Annotated in this window: 20 protein-coding genes and 1 tRNA gene; 12 read left to right on the top strand and 9 right to left on the bottom strand. The window is 65.1% G+C overall.

The window, feature by feature from the left end:
* The first annotated feature begins 2 nt into the window (after positions 1-2).
* Positions 3-800, top strand: coding sequence for a D-hexose-6-phosphate mutarotase (locus LSQ66_RS17465; protein ID WP_231766462.1), 798 nt, complete (start codon positions 3-5; stop codon positions 798-800).
* On the opposite strand, the gene LSQ66_RS17470 is transcribed toward LSQ66_RS17465, so the two are convergent.
* Positions 784-1,833, bottom strand: a complete 1,050-nt coding sequence (locus tag LSQ66_RS17470; RefSeq protein WP_231766463.1) for a carbonic anhydrase — start codon at positions 1,831-1,833, stop codon at positions 784-786. The genes LSQ66_RS17465 and LSQ66_RS17470 overlap by 17 nt on opposite strands.
* A 66-nt stretch (positions 1,834-1,899) precedes the next feature.
* Positions 1,900-2,544 carry a VTT domain-containing protein gene (locus tag LSQ66_RS17475; protein WP_231766464.1) on the bottom strand — a complete coding sequence of 215 codons (645 nt, stop codon included), beginning with the start codon at positions 2,542-2,544 and terminating at the stop codon, positions 1,900-1,902.
* A gap of 137 nt (positions 2,545-2,681) precedes the next feature.
* Between LSQ66_RS17475 and LSQ66_RS17480 the strand changes: the two genes are divergently transcribed.
* The 10 genes from LSQ66_RS17480 (at position 2,682) to LSQ66_RS17525 (ending at position 15,098) form a co-directional block, all read left to right on the top strand.
* On the top strand, positions 2,682-3,584 hold the full coding sequence (locus LSQ66_RS17480; RefSeq protein WP_231766465.1) for a peptidylprolyl isomerase: 903 nt from the start codon (positions 2,682-2,684) through the stop codon (positions 3,582-3,584).
* A 20-nt stretch (positions 3,585-3,604) separates the two neighbouring features.
* The gene (gene mutL / locus LSQ66_RS17485; protein ID WP_231766466.1) at positions 3,605-5,500 is read left to right on the top strand and encodes a DNA mismatch repair endonuclease MutL; all 1,896 of its coding nucleotides are present in this window, start codon (positions 3,605-3,607) and stop codon (positions 5,498-5,500) included.
* A gap of 6 nt (positions 5,501-5,506) precedes the next feature.
* Entirely contained in the window at positions 5,507-6,451 is a 945-nt protein-coding gene (gene miaA, locus LSQ66_RS17490) for a tRNA (adenosine(37)-N6)-dimethylallyltransferase MiaA (RefSeq protein WP_231766467.1), read from the top strand.
* A gap of 77 nt (positions 6,452-6,528) precedes the next feature.
* Positions 6,529-6,605, top strand: a tRNA-Met gene (locus LSQ66_RS17495).
* A gap of 367 nt (positions 6,606-6,972) precedes the next feature.
* Entirely contained in the window at positions 6,973-7,959 is a 987-nt protein-coding gene (locus LSQ66_RS17500; protein ID WP_231766468.1) for a LacI family DNA-binding transcriptional regulator, read from the top strand.
* 24 nt (positions 7,960-7,983) lie between these two features.
* Complete coding sequence (locus LSQ66_RS17505) at positions 7,984-9,201, top strand: AGE family epimerase/isomerase (protein ID WP_231766469.1); 1,218 nt, start codon at positions 7,984-7,986, stop codon at positions 9,199-9,201.
* Positions 9,194-10,117 carry a carbohydrate kinase family protein gene (locus LSQ66_RS17510; RefSeq protein ID WP_231766470.1) on the top strand — a complete coding sequence of 308 codons (924 nt, stop codon included), beginning with the start codon at positions 9,194-9,196 and terminating at the stop codon, positions 10,115-10,117. The genes LSQ66_RS17505 and LSQ66_RS17510 overlap by 8 nt, the downstream gene beginning before the upstream one ends.
* 30 nt (positions 10,118-10,147) lie before the next feature.
* A complete protein-coding gene (locus LSQ66_RS17515) occupies positions 10,148-11,413 on the top strand; it encodes a sugar MFS transporter (RefSeq protein WP_231766471.1) in 1,266 nt (421 codons plus the stop codon).
* An 11-nt stretch (positions 11,414-11,424) separates the two neighbouring features.
* The gene (locus LSQ66_RS17520) at positions 11,425-13,923 is read left to right on the top strand and encodes a TonB-dependent receptor (RefSeq protein ID WP_231766472.1); all 2,499 of its coding nucleotides are present in this window, start codon (positions 11,425-11,427) and stop codon (positions 13,921-13,923) included.
* 26 nt (positions 13,924-13,949) lie between these two features.
* On the top strand, positions 13,950-15,098 hold the full coding sequence (locus tag LSQ66_RS17525; protein ID WP_231766473.1) for an ElyC/SanA/YdcF family protein: 1,149 nt from the start codon (positions 13,950-13,952) through the stop codon (positions 15,096-15,098).
* Between the two features lie 49 nt (positions 15,099-15,147).
* Here the strand turns inward: LSQ66_RS17525 and LSQ66_RS17530 are convergent, their stop codons facing one another.
* A complete protein-coding gene (locus tag LSQ66_RS17530) occupies positions 15,148-15,852 on the bottom strand; it encodes an aspartate/glutamate racemase family protein (RefSeq protein WP_231766474.1) in 705 nt (234 codons plus the stop codon).
* Positions 15,853-15,942: 90 nt separating this feature from the next.
* Here LSQ66_RS17530 and LSQ66_RS17535 point away from each other — a divergent pair, with 90 nt between their 5' ends.
* Positions 15,943-16,335, top strand: coding sequence for a VOC family protein (locus tag LSQ66_RS17535; RefSeq protein WP_231766475.1), 393 nt, complete (start codon positions 15,943-15,945; stop codon positions 16,333-16,335).
* Positions 16,336-16,341: 6 nt separating this feature from the next.
* Here LSQ66_RS17535 and LSQ66_RS17540 read toward each other — a convergent pair whose 3' ends face one another.
* The 6 genes from LSQ66_RS17540 to LSQ66_RS17565 form a co-directional block, all read right to left on the bottom strand.
* Positions 16,342-16,713 carry a hypothetical protein gene (locus tag LSQ66_RS17540; protein ID WP_231766476.1) on the bottom strand — a complete coding sequence of 124 codons (372 nt, stop codon included), beginning with the start codon at positions 16,711-16,713 and terminating at the stop codon, positions 16,342-16,344.
* Positions 16,710-17,219, bottom strand: a complete 510-nt coding sequence (locus LSQ66_RS17545) for a penicillin-insensitive murein endopeptidase (RefSeq protein WP_231766477.1) — start codon at positions 17,217-17,219, stop codon at positions 16,710-16,712. The genes LSQ66_RS17540 and LSQ66_RS17545 overlap by 4 nt, the downstream gene beginning before the upstream one ends.
* Positions 17,220-17,230: 11 nt before the next feature.
* Positions 17,231-17,722, bottom strand: a complete 492-nt coding sequence (locus LSQ66_RS17550; RefSeq protein WP_231766478.1) for an Hcp family type VI secretion system effector — start codon at positions 17,720-17,722, stop codon at positions 17,231-17,233.
* Positions 17,723-17,814: 92 nt separating this feature from the next.
* Positions 17,815-19,641, bottom strand: a complete 1,827-nt coding sequence (locus LSQ66_RS17555) for an amidohydrolase (protein WP_231766479.1) — start codon at positions 19,639-19,641, stop codon at positions 17,815-17,817.
* An 87-nt stretch (positions 19,642-19,728) separates the two neighbouring features.
* Positions 19,729-20,049: a thioredoxin family protein gene (locus LSQ66_RS17560; RefSeq protein ID WP_231766480.1), complete on the bottom strand. Its 321-nt coding sequence runs from the start codon at positions 20,047-20,049 to the stop codon at positions 19,729-19,731.
* 80 nt (positions 20,050-20,129) lie between these two features.
* Positions 20,130-21,971: a glycoside hydrolase family 28 protein gene (locus LSQ66_RS17565; RefSeq protein ID WP_231766481.1), complete on the bottom strand. Its 1,842-nt coding sequence runs from the start codon at positions 21,969-21,971 to the stop codon at positions 20,130-20,132.
* Positions 21,972-21,978 lie beyond the last annotated feature (7 nt).

Consider the following 21,978-nt stretch of genomic DNA (forward strand, 5'->3'; position numbering starts at 1 on the left):
GCATGAACGAAATGCTCGCCGTGGGCGAACTGCCCGCCGTCCGCATCGCATCGGCAGACGGCGCCGAAGCCACCATCGCCCTCTATGGCGCCCACCTCGTGTCGTGGAAGTCCGCGGACGGGAAGGAGCGCCTGTTCATGAGCCGCCAGTCGCCGCTGGACGGCAGCGCCGCCATCCGTGGCGGCGTGCCCGTGATCTTCCCCCAGTTCTCCACGCGCGGCACGGGCCAGCGCCATGGCGTGGCACGCCTTTCCACCTGGACGCTGGCCGCCATCGGCAGCGCGGACAACGGCGACGCCTGGGCCGAATTCGCACTGACGGAAGCGAACGTGCCGCCCGCGCTGGCACAGGGCTGGCCGCACAAGTTCGCCCTGCTGCTGCGCTTCACCCTGCGCGGCAACGCCATCGAGATGCGCTTCAACGTGCGCAACACGGATACGGAGGACTGGGACTTCGCCTGCGCCCTGCACACCTACTACGCCGTGAAGGCCTTCACGGAAAGCGCGCTGGAAGGCCTGCCTGACGGCCGCATCGCCTTCGGCCCGAAGCTGGACAACATCTACGCCGCGCCCCCGGAACTCACCCTGCACACGGGCGCGAACGGCCTGCGCCTGCAGCAGCAGGGCTTTACGGAATTCGTGGTGTGGAATCCGGGCGCGGAAGGCGCCGCGGCATTGGCGGACATGGCGGACGAGGAATGGCAGCAGTTCGTCTGCATCGAGCCTGCGCGGGTGGACAAGAAAGCGCTGGCGGCCGGCGCCGAGTGGACCGGCCTTCACACCATTACTGCGATTCCTTGATCATGCGGCCGGCGGCGGCCTGCACGGGGCGCGCGTTCAGCGGATAGAGGCGGCTGAACAGCGCCAGCTGCGCAGGCGACGCCTGCACGGTTTCCTTCATCACCAGATACAGCACGCCCTCGGTGCAGGGCGGCTCGCTGAGCGAACCCATATAGGTGTAGTAGTCGCGCCGCTCCGGCAGCAGGTCGTTCGGATCGAGCACGATGGAGGGCGTGAAGGTGTCGCGCTTCTCCAGCGGCAGGTTGTTCCAGATGGTCTGCACCGCGGGCTGGGGACGGCCGCGCTCCAGCATCAGCGCCAGCACGGCGATCTTGCCTTCCACGTCCTTGTGCACGAGATGGATGCCCATCTCGTAGCTGCGGCCGTTCACGCGCTCTTCCGCCGGACGGTGGAAGTGCAGCTGCTGCAGCTCGAACATGCGTCCCGCCACATTCAGGTAATTGCCGCCGCCGACCTGCACCTGCACGGTGTGGCCGTTGTCCGTGACGCTGAAGGCGGAAGGACGGTAGTCGAAGGCGATCTGCTCCAGGTCGACCTTGATGCCGTCGCGGATATCGATGGGGGACTGGCGCGTGCCGCCATTGCACTTGGCCCAGTCGGAATTGATCTTGCTCCAGTTGGCCGGGCCGAACTCGCCCTCGTAGGTCCAGTAGGTGCCCGTCGCGCGCGGCGGCGGCGCCGAGGCGGCGGCCAGGCGGGCCTTGGCTTCGCGCGCCTCGCGTTCCTTCTTGGCCTTGGCGGCAGCGGCAATGCGGGCCGCCTGGTTGGCGCGCATCTCGGCCAGGCGCTCGGCGATCTTGGCGGAGAGCTCAGCCTCCGCCTGCTCTTCCTGCTGGCGCGGAGTGAGCTTGCGGGCGGGCTTGACCACGGGCTTGATGGCCGGCAGCGCCGGTGCGCTGGCGGCCGGCGCGGACGCCGCCGCCGAGGCGGCGCTGGCTGCGCCCGCACCCTTGGCCGCGGAGGCCGGGGCGTCTTTGGCGCTCGCAGTCCCGACGAGGAGACAGCTGGCAGTCAGGGCGATGAGGGTACGCATGGCAATCCGGAAAGAGAAGAAGCATTATTCCGGTTAACGGATGCGCTGGGGAAAAACTTGAGCCTTTCAGCGCCCCAGAACTTTGCGGCCGATCTTCCAGGCCGCGCCCAATGCCATAGGGACAACGGCGACGCCGACGCCGAACAGCACGATGGCCGTCAGGTGGTCGCGCACCATGGGAATATTGCCGAAGAAGTAGCCCGCCACGGTGAGCGACACCACCCACAGCAGGGCGCCCGTCACGTTATAGAGCTGGAAACGCACCAGTGTCATGTCGGACACGCCCGCCACAAAGGGAGCGAAGGTGCGCACCACGGGCACGAAGCGGGCCAGGATGATGGTCTTGCCGCCGTGCTTTTCGAAGAAGTTATGGGTGCGCTGCAGCGCATCCTTGTTGATCCAGCGGTAATCGTGGGTAAACATGCGTTGCCCGATGGCCTCGCCTATCCAGTAATTGGTGGTATTGCCGAGAATGGCCGCCGTGACCAGGAGGAAGATCAGCAGGCCGAGATGCAGTTCACCCGTCGCGCAGAAGGCGCCCGCAATGAAGAGCAAGGTATCGCCGGGGAAGAAGAACAGCACGACCAGACCCGTCTCGGCGAAGATGATGAAAAACAATACCGCGTAGATCAGGGTGCCGTACTGCGCAATCAGCTGGCCCAGCGCCTTGTCGACGTGAACCAGCATGTCCAGCAATTGAACGAAATCCATAAATATCCCAAAAGGTTGCGGCGGGAATCATACACCAGCGGGCAGGCGGGGGCGGGAGTTTCCAAACCGTTCACGTTCCAGTTTACAATTCTTCGACTTTGCCCAGCAAGCGGCCCACCCTCGAAGGAGATTCCTGGATGCAAGTTTTGAAAGCCCTGCCCGCCGCGCTCGCGCTGCTCGCCCTGCCCCTGTCTGCCGCCGAATTGCCGCCCAAGCCCTCGGTTGGCGACGTGATCAAGGCTTCCAAGCCTTCCGAATGGCGCCCGCTGGACGCCGAAAACACCCTTTACATGGAAGTGCCGGGCGGACGCATCGTTATCGAACTCTCCCCCGTTTTCGCCCCCAACCATGTGGCGAATATCAAAACCATGGCTCGGGAGAACTATTTCGACGGCCTGGCCATCCTGCGCTCCCAGGACAATTTCGTGGCCCAGTGGGGCGACCCGAACGAGGACAAGCCGAAACCGCTGAAAACGGCCAAGGAGAAGCTGGAAGGCGAATTCACCGTTCCCCTGAAGAACGACAGGCAGTTCACCCGCCTGCCGGACAAGGACGGCTACGCGCCCCAGGTCGGCCATTCGAACGGCTTCCCCTCCGCGCGCGACCCGAAGAGCGGCCAAGCCTGGCTCACCCACTGCTACGGCATGGTGGGCGTGGGACGCGGCAACGAGTCCGACAGCGGCAACGGCGGCGCCCTGTACGCCGTGATCGGCAATGCCCCGCGCCAGCTGGACCGCAATATCACCGTCGTCGGCCGCGTGGTCGAAGGCATGCCCCTGCTCTCCACCCTGCCGCGCGGCCCGGCCCCCATGGGCTTCTACGACAAGCCGGAGAAAATGGTGGCCATCAAGTCCGTGCGGGTGGCGGCGGATGTGCCAGAGGCCGAGCGCAGCAAGCTGGAAGTGATGCGCACCGACTCGGCCAGCTTCAAGGCCATTGCCGAAGCCCAGCGCAACCGCGGCGGTCCCTGGACCAAGGTGGCCGCAGGCCATGTGGATCTTTGCAACGTGACCATCCCGGTTCGCGAGCAAGGCAAATAGCCAAGTTATAATCACGCCCCATGAACGCCCCGACCCCGCCGCGCCCGATCCGCGCCCTGCCCGACCAGCTGATTTCGCAGATTGCCGCGGGCGAGGTCGTTGAACGCCCCTCCGCCGTCGTCAAGGAACTGCTGGAAAACGCGCTCGATGCGGGTTCCACCCAGATCACCGTGCGGCTGGAGGAAGGCGGCGTCAAACGCATCTGCATCACCGACAACGGCCGGGGCATCCCGCCGGACCAGATGCCCCTCGCCCTGGCGCGCCACGCCACCTCCAAGATCGCCTCGCTGGACGACCTGGAGAACGTGGGCACCCTCGGCTTCCGGGGCGAGGCGCTGGCCTCCATCGCCTCCGTTGCCGCCGTCACCCTGACCTCTCGCACCGCCGACGCGGCCCACGCCTGGGAAATCGAAGGCTCGCACCTTGGCACCGTGGTGCCCTCCTCCGGTTCGCAGGGCACCACGGTCGATGTGCGCGACCTGTATTTCAATACGCCCGCGCGCCGCAAGTTCCTGAAATCCGAGCAGACGGAATTCGGACACTGCGCCGAAGTCGTGCGCCGCATTGCGCTGGCGCGGCCGGACGTCGCCTTCACCCTCTCGCACAACGGCCGCACCGTGGACCACTGGATGGTGAGCGACATGGCCAAGCGCAGCGCCCAGATCCTGGGCGAGACCTTCGCCGAAGCGCGCCTGGCCATCGACGAAGGCTCGGGCGTGCTGCGCCTGCACGGCTTCGCGGGCCTGCCTACCGCATCCAAGGCGCGCGCCGACTGCCAGTACTTCTACGTCAACGGCCGCTTCGTGCGCGACAAGCTGCTGGTGCACGCCGTACGCGCCGCCTATGAAGACGTGCTGCACGGCGACCGCTTCCCCTCCTACGTGCTGGCGCTCGATCTCGACCCGGCCCTGGTGGACGTGAACGTGCACCCCTCCAAGATCGAAGTGCGCTTCCGCGACAGCCGCGCGGTGCACCAGTTCGTGTTCCATGCTGTGCAGCGCGCACTGGCGCAGACCTCGGCCACCGCCCACGGCAGCGTGCCCTCGCCCCTGCCCGCGGCGGATACGCTCGGCGGCGGCCCCGTATGGCGTCCGCAGGAGCAGACCTCCTTCGGCTCCATCCTGAAGCCGGACTACACGCCCACCTTCTCGCCATCGCCCTTCGCGCGCAATGGCAGCGGCGCCGGCGTGGCCCAGAGCACGGAGCGCTACGGCGCCCTGTTCGCCGCGCAGCCGGACGGCGAAGCCGCGCCGCGCCGCGAATACGCCATGCCGGAGGCGGCGCCCTATGTGGCTTCCTCCTCCGCCATGTCGCAGGACGAATTCCCGCTCGGCTTCGCGCTGGCCCAGCTGCACGGCATCTATATCCTTGCCCAGAACAGCAAGGGCCTGGTGCTGGTGGACATGCATGCCGCGCACGAACGCATCCTGTACGAGCAGCTGAAGAACGCGCTCGACGCGCAGATCGCGGGCACGGACATGCAGGTGCAGTCCCTGCTGATTCCCGTCACCTTCTATGCCGATGCGGTGGAAGTGGGCACCGTGCAGGAACACGGGGAAACGCTCACCACGCTCGGCTTCGATATCGCGGTGCTCTCGCCGACCACGCTGGCCGTGCGCTCCGTTCCCGCCCTGCTGAAGAACGCCGACGCCCAGACCCTGGCGCGCGACGTGCTGCGCGATGTGCGCGAATACGGCGGCTCGCGCATCCTGATCGAACGGCGTAACGAGCTGCTTGGCACGCTGGCCTGCCACACGGCGGTGCGCGCCAACCGCATCCTCACCCAGCCCGAAATGAACGCCCTGCTGCGCCAGATGGAAGACACCGAGCGTGCCGACCAGTGCAATCACGGACGCCCGACCTGGGTGCAGGTGGAGATCAGCGCGCTGGACAAGCTTTTCCTGCGCGGCCAGTAAATCCTTATGAAGCAGTCATCGCGTCCGCTGGCGGTCGCCATCATGGGGCCGACCGCCTCCGGCAAGACGGCAGCGGCGCTGGCAATTGCCGAACGCATTCCCGCCGAGATCATCTCCGTCGATTCCGCCCTGGTCTACCGGGGTATGGATATCGGCACGGCCAAGCCCACGCGCGAGGAACTGGCGGCCGTGCCGCACCACCTCATCGACATCATCGACCCGCTCGAGAGCTATTCGGTGGCGCAGTTCCGCGATGCCACCCTGCGCCTGGTGGACGAAATCGTCGCGCGCGGGAAGCTGCCGCTGCTGGTCGGCGGCACCATGCTGTACTACAAAGGCCTGCAGGACGGGCTGGACGACCTGCCGGGCGCCGATCCCGCACTGCGCGTGGCGCTGGAACAGGAGGCGGCGCAGCGGGGCTGGCCCGCGCTGCACGCAAGGCTGGCGCAGCTCGACCCCGCCACGGCGGCGCGCCTGAAGCCCAACGACGCGCAGCGCATCCAGCGCGCGCTGGAAATCATTGAACTGAGCGGGCGGCCCATGTCCGAACTGCTGGCGAAGCGCGAGAAGAGCGAGCTGCCCTTCGAGCTGCTGTCGCTCGCGCTGGAGCCTTCGGACCGCGCCGTGCTGCACGAGCGCATCGCGCGCCGCTTCGACATCATGCTGGAGAACGATGCGCTGATCCGCGAAGTGGAAGGCCTGCGGGCGCGCGGCGACCTCGATCCCGGCCTGCCTTCGATGCGCTGCGTGGGCTACCGCCAGGTGTGGGAATACCTGGACGGGAAGATCGACTACGCGCAGATGCGCGAAACGGGCATCATCGCCACGCGCCAGCTGGCCAAGCGCCAGCTCACCTGGCTGCGCGCCATGCCCGAGCGGACGGTCATTGACTGCCTGGCGCCCGATGCCACGGCGCAGATCCTGGACCAGTGCATGCAAAAACTTCAATAAGCACCAGAAAAGTTCAAAAAATGTCGTTGCGCTTTCTTGACAAGGTCCGGATCAGCGACGATAATAATGCCTCTCGCGGTGATATAGCTCAGTTGGTTAGAGCATAGCATTCATAATGCTAGGGTCGGTGGTTCAAGTCCACCTATCACCACCAAGAATTCGGAAGCCGTTGATTCAGCTGAATCAACGGCTTTTTTGTTATGGCGCCGGCGCTGCGCTGTACTTCCTCCCTGCCCCCTCCCCATCACGAGAAACAACGCGAGTCCTGCGCAAGATGCCAGTTCGCGACATCGTTGTTTACTAAACAGACTAAAAACAGACCCTTTCCTCATCCTTAATTGACTCTGTCAAAAGGGCACTGTTATAAAAGAACCCAGCAGGAACGCGCCAAGCAAGGCGGCACGCATTCCGCGAAACGCAGCCATAGGCGTTTATTAAAACCGATAACGGAGACTCTGCATGCAATTGAATTCCATGCATGGCACACCTGGCAGCCAGCTGTATTCCAAGGGGGCGCAGGCATGAGCCAGGCGACCCTGCGCGGTATCGCGAATGCGACCGGACTGTCGATCGGCACCGTGTCGCGCGCGCTGAAGAATCAGGTTGGCATGACCGAGGAAACGCGCGCCAAGGTGCGCGACGCCGCTCTCCGGCTGGGCTATGACTTCTCGCAGTTGAAGAAGGGCCGGATCCGGCGCATCGCCTTCCTGCTGCACAGCCAGCACAACACCCTCTCCTCCAGTCCCTTTTTCTCGCCCGTGCTGCAAGGGGCGGAAGAAGCCTGCCGGCACCAGGGCATTGCCCTCTCCTTCATTGCCGTCAGCGCCGCAGATCCAGTGCTGGCCCAAATCCGTTTGCATCAGCCTGACGCAATCGTTTGCGCCGGTTTCGTCGAACCGGAGGTCCTGGCCGCGCTGCAGCAGTTCGGCCGCCCGATCGTGCTCGTGGACATGCACCAGCGCGGCTTCACCTCGGTCAACCCGGACAATATGCGCGGCGGCTACCTGGCCACCCAGCACCTGCTGCGCAGCGGCCGGCGGCGCATCGCCATGCTGTCCGGATCGCTGGCCCATTACAGTATCCAGCAGCGCAACCGGGGCTTCCGGCAGGCCTTGTTCGATGCCAAGGTTTACGCCGACCCTGACCTGGAAGTGTGCGTGTCCGCCATGGGCGAGGGCGATGCCGGTGTGGCCGAAGCGATGCGCAGCCTGCTCAGCCTGCCAGAGCCCGCCGATGCCGTGTTCTGCTACAACGACAGCGCCGCACTGGCCGCCCTCAAGTACTGCCGGAACGCCGGCGTGAAGGTGCCGCAGGATCTTGCCGTTGTCGGCTTCGATGACATCGCCGCCGCCGCCGCGGCCATCCCCCCGCTGAGCACCGTTCGCGTAGGGAAGGAGGCGCTGGGCCGCGCTGGCGTCGAGCTGCTCCTGAACCCGCCGGAAGAGAATCCGTCCCACATCACCGCCCCCGTCGAGCTCATCGTCCGCGCCAGCAGCGGCGAACACTGAAGACGGCTCCAAAACGAAAACCGTATGCGCAAACTCCCGAACTTCCGTAGTCCCTCCGTCCTGCTCGACCATGCGCGGCACACCATGTGCTTCTACCATCCGCGCGCGATCGATCCGTCCGGCGGCCTCTATCACTACTTCATGGACGACGGCACCGTCTACGACACCCGCCACCGCCACCTGGTCAGCAGCACACGGTTCGTCTTCACCTACGCCATGGCCTACCGCCATTTCAGCTATCCGGCCTACCGCGAAGGAACCGCCCATGCGCTGCGTTTCCTGCGCGACGTGCACCGCAACGCCGACGGCAGCGGCTACGCCTGGACACTGGAAGGGCATGAGGTGGCGGACGGCACGCAGCACGCCTACGGCCTGGCCTTCGTGCTGCTCGCCTATGCCCATGCCAGCATGGCAGGGCTGGACGAGGCCCGGCCATGGATCGGCGAGACCTTCGAGCTGATGGAAGCGCGTTTCTGGGATGCCCAGGCGGGCCTGTACGCGGACGAAGCGAGCCAGGACTGGAGCTTGCTGTCCCCCTACCGCGGCCAGAACGCCAATATGCACGCCTGCGAGGCCCTGCAGGCGGCCTACCAGGCGACCGGCGAACGGCGCTATCTGGAGCGCGCCTACACCGTCGCCAGCCACATCACCCAACGGCAGGCCGCGCGCTGCGGCGGCCTGGTCTGGGAGCACTACGACGCGCAATGGCAGCCCGACTGGAGCTTCAATATCGACGATCCGGAAAACCTGTTCCGTCCCTGGGGCTACCAGCCGGGCCACTTCACGGAATGGGCCAAGCTGCTGGTGCAGCTGGAAGCGCGCGCCCGGGGCGTGCTTGAGCATGACCTGGGCTGGCTGCTGCCGACCGCGGAACGGCTGTTCGCGGTGGCGGTGGACAAGGCCTGGGATGCCGAGTACGGCGGCCTGTGCTATTCGCTGGCGCCGGACCTGAGCGTGTGCGACGGCCACAAGTATTTCTGGGTGCAGGCCGAGAGCGCGGCCGCGGCCGCCCTGCTGGCGCAGCGCACGGGCAATGCGGCCTACTGGGACTGGTACCAGCGCCTGTGGGCATACAGCTGGACCCACTTCGTCGACCACGAGTACGGCGCCTGGTTCCGCATCCTGGACCGGGAGAACCGCAAGCTGAGCGAAGAGAAGAGCCCGGCCGGCAAGGTGGACTACCACACCATGGGCGCCTGCTACGACATCGTGGCCGCGCTGGAGCAGGCCGGCCATGCGTGACGCACCGGCGATGCTGTGCGCCGGCGAGGCGCTGACCGACCTGATCAACCAGGGCGGCGAACAGTGGGTCAGCCGCGTGGGCGGCTCGGGCTGGAACGTGGCGCGCGCCCTCGCCGTGCTGGGCGAGCCGGCCGCCTTCGCCGGCGCCATCAGCTGCGACCGCTTCGGCGACGCGCTGTGGGCCGCCAGCGAAGAGGTGGGCCTGGACCTGCGCCTGCTGCAGCGCGTACCGCATTCGCCGCTGCTGGCCGTGGTGGAACGCAGCGAACCCCCGAGCTATTTCTTCATCGGCGACGACAGCGCCGACCTGCACTTCGATCCCGCCGCGCTGCCCGACGGCTGGTCGCTGGCCTTGCGCTGGGCCCATTTCGGCGGCATCAGCCTGGTGCGCGAGCCGCTGGCCTCGAAGCTGGTCTCGCTGGCGCAGCAGCTGAAGGCGCAGGGCGTGCGGATCAGCTACGACCCGAACTACCGCAAGGTGATGGACGAGCGCCACGCGCCCACGCTGCAGCGCATGGCCACGCTGGCCGACGTGATCAAGGTCTCCGACGAGGACCTGCGCGGGCTGTTCCCCAGCCTCGGGCCGGAGGTGGCGCTGCAGCGGCTGCGCACCTTCAACCCCGCCGCCTGCTGCCTGCTGACGCGCGGCGGCCAGGGCGCCAGCCTCTTCCTCGGCTCGCAGTGCTGCGACGCGGCCGCGCCCAGGGTCGCCGTGGCCGACACGGTCGGCGCGGGCGACGCCAGCGTGGCCGGCCTGCTGCACAGCCTTGCCCGCCATCCCGGCCGCTCCCTGCAAGCCCACCTGCATGCCGCGCTCGCTGCCGGTTCCGCTGCCTGCCTGCAGGCCGGCGCGACGCCCCCGCGCCCGGCCGACATGCAGCGGCTGTTCGACGAACTCGAAGCAGGCCTGGCCTGATCCGCTCAACACCCGACAGGAAACCATCGCATGGAACACATATCGCAATACCCGCCACGGCAGCCGGAGCAGGCTGCGGCCGGCGCCACCGGCCCGCTCGTCATCGTCACGACCCTCTTCTTCATGTGGGGGCTGCTCACCGCCCTGAACGACGTGCTGATCCCGCACCTGAAGGCGCTCTATGCGCTGAGCTACAGCCAGGCCATGCTGGTGCAGTTCTGCTTCTTCGGCGCCTACTTCCTCGTTTCCCTGCCGGCAGGGATGCTGATCAGGAAGATCGGTTACCAGTACGGCGCCGTGACCGGACTGGCGGTCGCGGCGGCGGGCTGCGCCCTGTTCTACCCGGCCGCGACCGGCGGCTATGGGCTCTTCCTGTTCGGCTTCTTCGTGCTGGCTGCGGGCATCACGATCCTACAGGTGGCGGCCAATCCCTATGTGGCGGCGCTCGGCGCGCCGAAGACGGCGTCCAGCCGGCTCACGCTGACGCAGGCCTTCAACTCCCTGGGCACCACGATTGCGCCCGCGCTGGGCGGCATCCTGATCCTGTCGGGGACGCTCGCGGGCGATGCGGCGGGCCAGGCGGCCAGCGTACAGCTGCCCTACCTGGTGCTCGCCACTGCCCTCCTCCTGCTGGCGTGCCTGTTCGCAGTGGCCCGGCTGCCCATAATCGAGCATGCCGACGATGCGGCCCTGCCGCGCCATGGCGCGCGCTCCCTGCTGGCCCACCGGAACCTGGTGCTGGGAGTACTGGGCATTTTCCTGTACGTGGGCGCGGAAGTGAGCATCGGCAGCTTCCTCATCAATTTCCTCGAGATGCCGGCGATCGCCGCCCTGAACCCGGCCGACGCGGCGCATTACGTCAGCTACTACTGGGGCGGCGCCATGGTCGGGCGCTTCATCGGCTTTGCCGTCATGCGCTCCGTGAGCCCCGGCAAGGCGCTCGCGTTCACCGCGGCCAGCGCCATTGCGCTGGTGCTGGCCGCCGTCTTCGGCCACGGCCGGGCTGCCATGTGGGCCATCCTGGCAGTCGGCCTGTGCAATTCGATCATGTTCCCCACCATTTTCAGCATGGCGCTGCACCGGGTAGGGACACTGACGGGGCAGGCGTCCGGCATCTTGTGCATGGCGATCGTCGGCGGTGCGCTGGTGCCGTTCGCCCAGGGCGTGCTGGCCGATGCCGTCGGCCTGCAGCACTCGTTCCTGGTGCCGGCGGCGTGTTACGCCTTCATCCTGTTTTTCGGTTTGAAGTTTTCTGGGCTGTACCACAAGGACGAAGTCGGTCCGCATATCAATTAGGGAGAACAAAAATGAACACCTCTAGAACAACTCTGGCTTGCGCGATCGGCGCACTGTACGCGCTGTCCACGCCCGTCTTTGCCCAGGCCACGTCGGCCGAGACGCCGGTGGCGGAACAGGCGGCCGAGACCCCCGATTCGCAGGTCGTGGTGGTGACCGGCTCGGCGCGCCCGCAACGCCGCTTCGACGTGTCCTATGCGGTCAATGCGCTGTCGCAGGCCAATGTGCAGAAGCTCGCGCCCCTGAACATGGCCGACCTGCTCGGCAAGCTGCCGGGCATCCAGGTGGAAGCGACCGGCGGCGAAGTGCAGAACGTGACGCGGGTGCGCGGCATTCCCACCGACGACGGCTACGCCCTGTTCCAGCAGGACGGCCTGCCGCTGATGACGGAGATTAACGGCTACTTCTTCCGCGGCGACAGCATGAACCGCTACGACCTGATGACGAAGACGCTGGAAGTGGTGCGCGGCGGCCCGGCGCCGATCTACGCCAGCCAGGCCGCGGCCATCATCAACAGCACCACGGTGACGGGCGGTAACAAGACCCAGGGCAAGGCCCAGGTGTCGCTCGGTACCACCGGCCTCAAGCGTATTGACGCGGTCCAGTCCGGCAAGATCGACGACCGCACCTTCTACGCCATCGGCGGCTTCGTGCGCGAAGACGACGGCCACCGCGACCCCGGCTTCCCCAACGACCGCGGCGGCCAGATCCGCGCCAACATCAAGCACCTGACGGATGCGGGCACCTGGAAGCTGAGCGCCAACTTCCTGAACGACCACAATGTGTTCTACCTGCCGATTCCGGTATCCGATCCGCGCAACCCTGCCCAGTCGCTCGACGGCTACATCGACTACTTCAAGGGCACGATGAATTCGCCGGCCCTGCGCAATGTCCCCATGAAAAACCAGGAAGGCAACGGCGCGCAGCGCACCGACCAGCGCGACCTGGCCAACGGCCGCCACCTGAAGTTCGGCAATATCGGCCTGCAGTTCGAAGGCGCCGTGGGCGAATGGGAACTGTCGGCCAAGGCCGGCTTCACCAAGGGCAAGCTGGACTTCGACGCCTTCTATTCGACCTCCAACCCCGCCACCGCGACGACCTTCGCCAACGGCTTCCTGGCCGCCGCCAGGACCGCCTTCGGCGCCGTGGACCATCTCGGCTATGCCCTCTCCGGCACCAATGGCGCGCAGGCATACGATCCGGCTGCGGCAGGCGGCCTCGTGATGCAAGGCCAATTCCGCAACCTGCAGGCGGACTTCTATTCGCATCAGACCGACATCAATTTCACGCGCAGTGTCCAAACCGGTTTGGGCAAGCATGACGTGAAAGTGGGCTTCTACGGCAGCATTTACGGCTCCACCAGCCGCTCCCAGTACAACGACATGCTGATCGAGCTGCACAACCAGCCGCGCACCCTCGACCTGATCGCCTACTCCGCCACCGGCGCGGTGCTCGGCTCCGTCACGGACAAGGGCGTGCTGCGCTACACCACCACCCTGAACCAGGGCGACGTGGATGCCAAGATGGCGGCGCTGTACGTGAACGACACCTGGGAGGTGAGCGACAGGCTGCGCCTCGACGCGGGCGTGCGTACCGAGCGCTACAACTATGACGGCTGGGCCCTGCTGACCAAGCAGGTGGACCTGGGGGACAAGGCCACCCTGGCCGACAACGCGACGCGCGCCTTCACGGGCGAGCGCCAGAACAATGTCATCAAGCCGCACACCACCAACTGGACGGTAGGCGCCAACTACGACTTCTCCAGCATGTTCGGCGGCTATGTGCGCGCCTCGCACCTGGAGGTGCCGCCGACCATGCAGAACGCCTCGTCGGTCTCGGCACTGATCCTGACCACCAAGGCCAACCAGTACGAGGTAGGCTTCAAGACGACCTTTGGCGCCTCCTACCTGTACATCACCGGCTTCCGTGCCCAGTTCAAGCCGCTGAACAGCTCCTTCATCGCCTTCAATCCGCAGACCGGCCGCAACGACCAGACCCTGCCCTTCTTCGGCGAAGCCACCATCAATGGCGCCGAAATCGACGGCGCCTGGCATCTGGCCAAGGGCCTGGTCCTGAGCGGTTCGGTGACGGTGCAGGATCCGAAGTACAAGAACTTCGTGAACGCCTCCGGCGCCGATCCGTCGCGCGTGGTCGGCAACCAGATCGTGCGGGAGCCAAAAGTGTTCGGCAATATCCGCCCGAGCTACAGCTTCACCGCCGGCGACAAGGTGGTGGACGTGTTCGGCAGCTATTCCTTCACCGGCAAGCGCTATGTCGACCTGTTCAACACCACCGTGCTGCCGTCCTACCACACGATCGGCGCCGGCATCTCCGTGACGCGCGGCGACTGGCAGGTGCTGCTCACCGGCGACAACCTGACCAACGCCAAGGGCCTTACCGAAGGCAATCCGCGTACCGATGCGCTAGCCGGCCAGGGCAGCAACACGGCCATCTACGGCCGCCCCGTGTTCGGCCGCAGCGCACGCCTGGTCGTGAGCAAGGCATGGTAAGGACCTCAACCAAGGATCGATTTCACATGAAAAAGCATTTTCTGTTCGCGATGGCGCTGGCCATCGCCCTTCCCTCGCAAGCCGCCGTGCGCGACAAGCACTGGAGCCTGATGGCGGAACGCATGTTCCCGGCGGTATCGAGCCTGCAGGCAGGCAAGGTGCCCGAGCGCCTGGCCGCCGTGCTGGACACGCGGAAGAAACGCATCGACGCCTGCCAGCAGGCGTCCAAGTGCCTGTTCCTGGCATCCACCTGGAACGACGAGGAAATGGATGCGGTGGCGGGCGCCGTGGCCGCCCTGCCGGCCACGCCCGGCAAGCGGCCCGTCGTGTTCGACGACGGGGCCAAGGCCCAGGTCGTGCGCGAGCTGCGCGGCCTGAACGCCATCCTGCAGACCTACGGCTTCGGCAACGAAACGCGCTACCCCATGATCGACGGCCCGGTGGAAAAGCCCGGCAGCGAGGAGTTCAAGGTGCTCGTGGCGGACGCCCTCTGGCTGGCCGATGCCGGACGCAACGACCCGGGTGTCAACCTGGATCCGAGCATTCCGCTGGCCATTGCGCTCATCGACGTGAACGAGCGCAACGACGCCGTGCAGTTCGAGCCGCTCGACAAGGGCCTGAACACCGCGCCGTTCGCGCTTGCGCGTACTATCGACTGGAAGCGCTACAAGTACACGGCGATCATCATCCCCGGCGTGGGACCGGAAAACCCGGCCATCTCGATGAGCGCACGCGGCAAGCTGCACATGAAGGTCGCGGCCAACCGCTTCGCCGAGGGCAATACGGCCTTCATCGTCGTCAGCGGCGCGGCGGTGCATCCTAAAGGCTCGCACTTCGTGGAAGCCGTGGAAATGCGCAAGCAGCTGATCGAACGCTACAACGTGCCGGCGGACCGCATCGTCATCGAGCCGTATGCGCGCCATACGACCACCAACCTGCGCAACGTGACGCGCGAGCTGGCGGCCATGGGCGCGCCGATCGACAAGCCGACCCTGATCGTGGCCAACCCGAGCCAGAGCCGCTACATCGAAAGCCCGGAGTTCGCGGCGCGTAACCCGGCCGAGCTGGGCTACCACCCCGGCGTTGTCGGCCCCCGCCTGTCGCCGTTTGAACTGGAGTTCAGGCCGTCCCTGAAGTCCCTGCGTGTCGATCCCTGGGACCCGCTCGATCCCTGATCCGGCATAGGAAAAAAGCCGCTGTTCCGCAAGGACAGCGGCTTTTTCCTTATGGCCTGTGCTCTGCAAGCGCCTCCTCCGCGGCGGCCCGGGCGTGGATGGCCGTCGTGTCGAACAGGGGAACGTCCGCGTCCTGCTGGCTCACCAGAAGCGAAATCTCCGTGCACCCCAGGATGATCGCCTGGGCGCCCTGCTTGACCAGTCCCTGCATGATCTTCCGATACTCCGTCCGCGACTCAGCTTTCACCACACCCAGGCAGAGCTCTTCGTAGATGATGCGGTGCACGGTCTCGCGGTCCTGCGTTTCCGGCACAAGCACCCGCAATCCATGGCGTTCGCGCAGCCTGTCGCGATAGAAGGCCTGCTCCATGGTGAAGCGCGTGCCGAGCAGGCCCACGGCGCTGTATCCTGCCTGCCGTATTCCGGCTCCGGTCGGATCGGCGATATGCAGCAAGGGAATGGCGACGGCGGCTTCAATAGCCTGGGCGACCTTGTGCATCGTATTCGTGCAGAGCACCAGGAACTCCGCGCCCGCAGCCTCGAGCGAACGTGCGGCCCTCGCCAGAATGTCGCCTGCCGCGTCCCAGTCACCGTCACGCTGAAGCTGTTCTATCTCGTGGAAGTCGACGCTGTAAAGAACGAGCCTGGCCGAATGCAGGCCGCCCAACCGTTCCTTGATCGTTTCATTGATCTGGCGATAGTAGGGCACGGTGGATTCCCAGCTCATGCCGCCGATTAGGCCTATAGTCTTCAAGGGAGCTCCATGTGAGTATCAACCCGGACAACTTTAGCACGCGCGGCTTTTTGTTTATCATGGGGTTCTGTCATCGACCGGGAGAACGCCATGGCTATCGAACTGGATCACACCATTGTCCCGTCGCGGCACAAGGCCGAATCGGCCCGGCTGCTGGCCGAACTGCTGGGCGTGCACTGGACGCCGCAGAGCCTTGGGCCCTTCGCGGCGGTCTACGTCAATAACGGCCTCACGCTGGACTTCATCGATACGGACGAGGACTTCCCCGTCTACCACTTCTGCTTCCGCCTGAGCGATACGGAGTTCGACGCCACCCTGGAACGCCTGAAGGCGCGCGGCATTCCCTACCGCAGCGCCGTGCACGGCCCGGTTGACCTGAAGATCAACACGGACTACGGCGGCAAGATGGTCTATTGGAACGAGCCCGATGGGCACCAGTGGGAGATGCTGACGGTGAGCTATGCCCGCCCGCCAGCATCATGATGTGCTCTAGCAGATGACGCCATAAGTGCTTTTGCCTGTCGGGACATCCAGGCCGAAGTAGCACAGATACCCATCTTCATCGCGGGTGCAGACGAGGTGTCCCCTCCGCCTTTCGCGGTAGCCTGTGGCCGCGCTGCACGCGTCCTTCGCGTCCGGACCGATCTGGTTGAACAGGTCTTTTGCCAGCGGCCCCTTGAACATGAATGCCACCTTACGGTCTCTAGCAGTGGGTGCCTGCATCTCGGACAAGGTGCCGCCGTAGATCTGGTAATCACCGCTCAGGGCCTTCGGAGGCGAGCCCTCCTCCTTCCTCTCGGTGGCGTGAGCGAGGGAAAACAGCGCAAGTGCGCTAGCAATGCAAATGCGATACCAATTCATGGGCGCTCCCAGATTTCGACGTGAAAGTGGTCATCATGGCCGGGCCATGACCTTACACGACTGCCAAGCGCGTGCTGCACTTTGTCATCGTTGAAGTAGACAATTCGGACCATCGGATGATCTACAAACAGTCGAATGAGCTTCGTGGTTGCGGTCCGGTCATACACTGCATCGTTCAATGAAACCCGCGCGGCCTGGCCAATCATCCCGTCCTTCCGGACGGGACGGCAATCCATCTCTATGCCCTTCTTGTGGCTAGCATGTTTGTCATACTTGCCCCCACCAGCCACACAGATGTTACCAATGCCGAACTTCCGATCATCGATAGCCTGCCACTCGCGCTCGATATAGAAGATCAAGGACATCAGGTTCGGATGGGCATACTGAGCCAAGTGACCGGTGTTAGGCCGGTTGCCTATCATTCCGTACACGTAGTAGCCAGCGTCTTCTGGCGCCTGGGGCAACATGAAGTAGCCGCGCGAGTCCTTCGGTTGGACTTCAAGCATTACCGGCTCCGCTACGCGCACTTGCAGCCAGCAAGATCCCAGCCGCCAGTTGTGTTGCCACCTATGCCGCCACCAATCCTCTGCTGTGTGTACCTCCATTTGACTTTCGAGAAGCGGAGGCCAATATCGTCTTGAAGAAGACCGCTATCCCCGAGCATCTGGTCCATGCTGGAGATCATTACGTTCTCCAGCTCCACCTCGTAATACTTGACGGGCCTCCCTTCACCATCGGCACGCATGAATTCAAGCTTGGCTTTCGGGATAGTCCGCCCCGTCGAGCAGGTCTGCATGAGAATCGGTGAGGAAAGGTCCGTGATCTTCGATAGCGACAGCGTCCGGTGTTCGCAACGTTCAGCGGTATGCCCTCCACCTGTCGACGCGGTTGCGCTCCTCGGCTGCGTTACGCCCCAATGAGCAGAAGTCACCTCGATCCACCCCTGGTGAGCCGAATCAGCCGATTCGCCCCGAATACCGTCGATCTGCAGATACACATCCAGCGCCATGGAGCCTCCGAACGATTGGGGAAATTCGAAAGCATTGTTGCTCGACCACAAAAAGGACGAGTTGGGGCATATCAAGCATCTGGCTCGAGGGATCAGAAGGCGAAGCAGCTGCAGCCGAAAGCGCCCCAGAAACCGGAGTAGTCGGAAACAGGCACCTTCGAACGCCGCGCGACGTCATGCGCGTGGCTGTGCACCGCGCAGGGTCCGCTGCACTGGTGCTGTACCGCGGCAGCCGGACGGTAGTGGCCCGGCACCTTCGCTACCGGCGACCAGTCGGGCAGGACGGGAAGAGGCGGCGGCGCCAGCGGCGTGAACTCGGCCGCGCCGTACACGATCTTTCCGCCGACGATGGTCAGCACGGACTCGATGGATTTGATCGCCTCCTCCTCCACGCTGAAGAAGTCGGCGGACAGCACGCAGAGGTCGGCCAGCATGCCTTCCTTGATGCGGCCCTTCTTCCCCTGCTCATTGGAGAACCAGGCGCTGCCTGCGGTCCAGAGCTCGAGCGCCGTTGCGCGATCGAGCTTGCTGCCCGCGTCGTAGAGGCGCAGACCGCCGACCGTGCGTCCGGATACGAGCCAGTACAAGGCTGTCCACGGGTTGTAGCTCGCCACCCGGGTGGCGTCTGTGCCCGCGCCGACAGGCACGCCGTTCTCCAGCATGCGCTTGATGGGCGGCGTGGCGGCTGCGGCTTCCGCGCCGTAGCGCTCCACGAAGTATTCGCCCTGGAAGGCCATGCGGTGCTGGATGGCGATGCCGCCGCCCAGCGCCTTGACGCGATCGATATTGCGCGGGCTGATGGTCTCTGCGTGATCGAACATCCAGTGCAGGCCATTGAAGGGAATGTCGCGGTCCACCTTCTCGAACACGTCCAGCATGCGGCTGATGGACTCGTCGTAGGTGGCGTGCAGGCGGAAGGGCCAGCGCTTTTCGACCAGGTGCCGCACCACCTTCTCCAGCTCGGCCTCCATGGATGGCGCGAGCTCGGGGCGCGGCTCCAGGAAATCTTCGAAGTCGGCGGCCGAGAACACCAGCATTTCGCCCGCGCCGTTGTGGCGGTAATAGTCGCTGCCCTGCCCCGGCGAGACCATGGCCGTCCACTTTTCGAAGTCCTGCAGCTCCTGCCCCTTGTTCTGCGTGAAGAGATTGTAGGCGATGCGGATGGTGAGCTGGTCCTGCGCGGCCAGCTGTTCGACGACCTGGTAGTCCTCGGGGTAGTTCTGGAAGCCGCCGCCCGCATCGATGGCGCTCGTGACGCCCAGGCGGTTCAGCTCACGCATGAACTGGCGCGTGGAGTTGATCTGCTGTTCCAGCGGCAGCTTCGGTCCTTTGGCCAGGGTGGCGTAGAGGATCATGGCATTGGGCCGCGCGATCAGCATGCCGGTGGGGTTGCCGGATGCATCGCGCTGGATTTCGCCGCCTGGCGGATTGGGCGTGTCCTTCGTGTAGCCGACCTGGCGCAACGCGGCGCGGTTAAGCAGGGCACGGTCGTAGAGGTGCAGCACGAAAACGGGCGTGTCCGGTGCGGCGGCGTTGATCTCGTCCAGCGTGGGCATGCGCTTTTCGGCGAACTGGAATTCGGTCCAGCCGCCCACCACGCGCACCCATTGCGGGCTGGGCGTACGCAGGGCCTGTTCCTTCAGCATGCGCAGCGCATCCGCCAGCGAGGGCATGCCTTCCCAGCGCAGTTCGAGGTTGTAATTCAGGCCGCCACGGATCAGGTGAAGATGGGAATCGTTCAGGCCGGGGATAACGGTGCGGCCGTTCAGGTCCACCACCTGCGCGTCCGGCGTGCGGTGGCGCATCACCTCTTCCGTGCTGCCTACGGCGAGGAATTTTCCCTGGTCGATTGCCACGGCCGTGGCAACAGGTTTGCTCCGGTCCACGGTGTGGAACCGGCCGTTCGTAAGTATCAACATCGCAGCCCTCGTGCGTCGTTCCCGCGAAGGCGGGAACCCAGGGGTGTATCGTACACTCCTGGATTCCCGCCTGCGCGGGAATGACTCTCATCCGGCGATCTGCGCGAAGCCCTCGCGGATTTCCTGGGCGCTGGCGGGACGCACCACGCGCGCCACTTCCTTGCCGTCCTTGAGGAAGATCATGGTGGGCCAGAGCTTGACCTTGAAGGAGCGGCCGAGAACCCGTCCCGGTCCATCTTCCACCTTATAGTGCGGCACCTCATCCTTGCCTGCATACGCTTCCGCCAGCAGCGGCTGGGCAGCGCGGCAGTAGCCGCACCAGTTGGTGCCGAATTCGAGCAGCGCCGGGCCGCTGAGCGCATCGATCTCGGCGCGCGAGGGCGCCCTTTCCTGATAAGTCCTTTCCATCGTGCGGTCTCCGAAGTGCAGGTTGACGCCTACACCTTACCACGGGCGAGCGGCCGAAGCCGCACGATGGCCTTTTACGCTCAGGCGGAAAGCGTGGTGCTGTAGTCCTTGCCGCCCACACGCACGCGATCGAGCTTGAGGCCCTTCACGTTGTACAGGTAGAAGGGCTGTTCGGCATTCACCGGCGTGCCGAAATCGCAGTCGCTGATCGTCACGTTCGTGACAGGCAGCACCTGCGGCATCGGCTGCGGACCGTTGTAGTCCGAAGCCACCGGGCCGAGGATCACGATGGCCTGGAAGCAGGATACCTGCCTGCCCCTGGAGTCCACATTGCCGACGGTGATGTTCGAGATCTGCACGTTGTCCACCATCGGCGGGCGTGTGCGGACCGTATCTGCAGTGGGTGTGTAGTCGCAGTCGAAGGTCACGACCGCTCCTGCCGCCGTGGCCACCGTGCGCGAGGCAATCGGCGAGCCGGGAAGCGAGGCGTAGAACGACGGCGTAGTCTGCACGCCGTTGGGGATCTTCACGTTGCGTACGTAGAAATTACGCAGGTATCCGCCGCGGTTCATATTCGTCTTCAGGCGGATAGCCGTGTTCAGCGGGTCGGTCTTCCAGTGGATGTTCTCGAAGAGCAGGTTCTGGGCGTACACGTTCTGTATGCCTCCCGCCATCTCGCTGCCCAGGGTCACAGCGCCATGGCCGCTCTGCATGATGCAGTCCTGGATCACGATGTTCTGGGATGGCCCATACTGCGTATCCAGGTCCTTGCCCGCCTTGATGGCGATGCAGTCGTCGCCGGTATCGAAGGTGCAGCCTTCCACCAGCACCTGGTCGCAGGCTTCGGGATCGAAACCATCGCTGTTCGGGCCCGCGCTGTTGGCGTGCACCTTCCGGATCACCACGTTGCGGCAATGGACGGGATGGTGCTGCCAGAACGGCGTATGCATCACCTGGTAGCCTTCCATCAGCACATTGGTGCAGCTGATGAACTGGATCATGGGCGGGCGCAGGTAGTGGCCCAGGCCGAACACGCGCTTCGCCGTCGGAACGCCCGCTTCGGAGAGCGCGGGCAGATACTGCTCGTCCGCGCGCCAGCGCTGGCCTTCGCCCTGGATCAGCAGGCGCTCTTCTTCCGTGAGATTCGGCGCCACTTCGGCCAGCGATTTCGGGTTCAGCGGGTTGGGATCGCGCTGCGATATCTTGCCTTCCTTGTAGCCCGGCGTGTTGGCCTGCGAAGCGGGGTTAAGCGTGCGGTTCCGGCCCTTCCAGGTCCACCAGCAGTCCCCTTCGGCACTGAATGGCACGCCGCCCTGCCCGTTCAGGATGGAGGTCCAGTCGTCGCCGGTCAGGGCGATATTGTCCTGGCCATAGGCGTAGACCATGGGCGAGAAGTTCAGGCAGTCGTTGCTCTGCCAGCGCGAGATCACCAGCTTGCCGTTCCTGCCGCAATCGAAGTCGCCGTACTTCGCATAGTCTTCCGGCTTGTTGCTGAAGTAGATGTGGGCGCCTTTTTCCAGGTGAACATTCACATTCGACAGCAGCACAATGGGGCCCGCGCAGTACCAGTTCCCGGCGGGGATCAGCACACGGCCGCCGCCCGCAGCGTGGCAGGCCTTGATGGCCGATGCGATGGCCTGGTAGCAGTCCGGCGAGTTCGGCGCGGCGGTGGCAATGGTCTCCTGATTGTCGTGCGAGATCCAGGCTTTCACCTTCATGAGCTGGCAGGTCTTTGCGCCGAATTTCGTGATGGGGAAATCCTGCTTGCGGAAGCTGGGGCGGCGCGACAGGCGCTTGACAATGGCTTCCGCTTCCAGCCACGGATCGGGCGCGGTGGCGGCCTGCGCGAGGCTTGCGCCGCCCGCTGCCGCGAGGCCGGTGGCCTTGATCAGGGTGCGGCGCGCCTGGTTTACGTTTTGCATTGCTGTG

The sequence above is a fragment of the Massilia endophytica genome (assembly GCF_021165955.1).
Classification (GTDB): domain Bacteria; phylum Pseudomonadota; class Gammaproteobacteria; order Burkholderiales; family Burkholderiaceae_D; genus Rugamonas; species Rugamonas endophytica.

What these genes read in the sequence shown, in the direction of transcription:
- LSQ66_RS17550 (WP_231766478.1), bottom strand. Translation starts at nt 17,722, where the DNA reads ATGGCGCTGGATGTGTATCTGCAGATCGACGGTATTCGGGGCGAATCG.
- LSQ66_RS17525 (WP_231766473.1), top strand. Translation starts at nt 13,950, where the DNA reads ATGAAAAAGCATTTTCTGTTCGCGATGGCGCTGGCCATCGCCCTTCCC.
- LSQ66_RS17515 (WP_231766471.1), top strand. Translation starts at nt 10,148, where the DNA reads ATGGAACACATATCGCAATACCCGCCACGGCAGCCGGAGCAGGCTGCG.
- mutL (WP_231766466.1), top strand. Translation starts at nt 3,605, where the DNA reads ATGAACGCCCCGACCCCGCCGCGCCCGATCCGCGCCCTGCCCGACCAG.
- LSQ66_RS17555 (WP_231766479.1), bottom strand. Translation starts at nt 19,641, where the DNA reads ATGTTGATACTTACGAACGGCCGGTTCCACACCGTGGACCGGAGCAAA.
- LSQ66_RS17475 (WP_231766464.1), bottom strand. Translation starts at nt 2,544, where the DNA reads ATGGATTTCGTTCAATTGCTGGACATGCTGGTTCACGTCGACAAGGCG.
- LSQ66_RS17505 (WP_231766469.1), top strand. Translation starts at nt 7,984, where the DNA reads ATGCGCAAACTCCCGAACTTCCGTAGTCCCTCCGTCCTGCTCGACCAT.
- LSQ66_RS17545 (WP_231766477.1), bottom strand. Translation starts at nt 17,219, where the DNA reads ATGCTTGAAGTCCAACCGAAGGACTCGCGCGGCTACTTCATGTTGCCC.
- LSQ66_RS17520 (WP_231766472.1), top strand. Translation starts at nt 11,425, where the DNA reads ATGAACACCTCTAGAACAACTCTGGCTTGCGCGATCGGCGCACTGTAC.
- LSQ66_RS17535 (WP_231766475.1), top strand. Translation starts at nt 15,943, where the DNA reads ATGGCTATCGAACTGGATCACACCATTGTCCCGTCGCGGCACAAGGCC.
- LSQ66_RS17480 (WP_231766465.1), top strand. Translation starts at nt 2,682, where the DNA reads ATGCAAGTTTTGAAAGCCCTGCCCGCCGCGCTCGCGCTGCTCGCCCTG.
- LSQ66_RS17560 (WP_231766480.1), bottom strand. Translation starts at nt 20,049, where the DNA reads ATGGAAAGGACTTATCAGGAAAGGGCGCCCTCGCGCGCCGAGATCGAT.
- LSQ66_RS17540 (WP_231766476.1), bottom strand. Translation starts at nt 16,713, where the DNA reads ATGAATTGGTATCGCATTTGCATTGCTAGCGCACTTGCGCTGTTTTCC.
- LSQ66_RS17500 (WP_231766468.1), top strand. Translation starts at nt 6,973, where the DNA reads ATGAGCCAGGCGACCCTGCGCGGTATCGCGAATGCGACCGGACTGTCG.
- LSQ66_RS17510 (WP_231766470.1), top strand. Translation starts at nt 9,194, where the DNA reads ATGCGTGACGCACCGGCGATGCTGTGCGCCGGCGAGGCGCTGACCGAC.
- LSQ66_RS17470 (WP_231766463.1), bottom strand. Translation starts at nt 1,833, where the DNA reads ATGCGTACCCTCATCGCCCTGACTGCCAGCTGTCTCCTCGTCGGGACT.
- LSQ66_RS17565 (WP_231766481.1), bottom strand. Translation starts at nt 21,971, where the DNA reads ATGCAAAACGTAAACCAGGCGCGCCGCACCCTGATCAAGGCCACCGGC.
- LSQ66_RS17465 (WP_231766462.1), top strand. Translation starts at nt 3, where the DNA reads ATGAACGAAATGCTCGCCGTGGGCGAACTGCCCGCCGTCCGCATCGCA.
- miaA (WP_231766467.1), top strand. Translation starts at nt 5,507, where the DNA reads ATGAAGCAGTCATCGCGTCCGCTGGCGGTCGCCATCATGGGGCCGACC.